We start from the raw sequence: 449 nt of genomic DNA on the forward strand, positions 1-449 counted from the left end.
ATTCAGGACTCAGAGAAGAGCGGCTTCAAGGTTATTGAAATGATGTTTTTTCAAATAGTCACTCAACCCCTGAAGTGAATTAACTTCCAGAAATACCACCGGGGTTAACTTGATAGAAAAAAACGTGTTCAACTCAGCACAATATTGATTCACTTCCATCGACTCAAAACCATATTCATCAATATCGCTTTCCCACTCGATATTCGCTTGTTCACATTTCAGTATCCTGGCGGCCAATGTAACCAGATAGCCTGACAATGCTTCATCTAACTCATTCATTATTCACCTCTATTTCATCCAGAAATAACTATACCCAAAATAATTCGAGTTGCAGGAAGGCGGCAATCGAGCGAATCCCCAGGAGCTTACACAAGTAAGTGACTGGGGTGAGTGAGGGCAGCCAACGCACCTGCAACTTGAAGTATGAAGGGTATACACTCACTCCGTGT

Annotated in this window: 1 protein-coding gene; it reads right to left on the bottom strand. The window is 42.3% G+C overall.

Going from position 1 to position 449, the window contains the following annotated elements:
• Positions 1-9 precede the first annotated feature (9 nt).
• A complete protein-coding gene (locus tag FDP13_RS05100) occupies positions 10-279 on the bottom strand; it encodes an acyl carrier protein (protein ID WP_033576299.1) in 270 nt (89 codons plus the stop codon).
• Positions 280-449: the final 170 nt, after the last annotated feature.

Source organism: Dickeya sp. ws52 (assembly GCF_007210685.1).
Classification (GTDB): domain Bacteria; phylum Pseudomonadota; class Gammaproteobacteria; order Enterobacterales; family Enterobacteriaceae; genus Dickeya; species Dickeya chrysanthemi.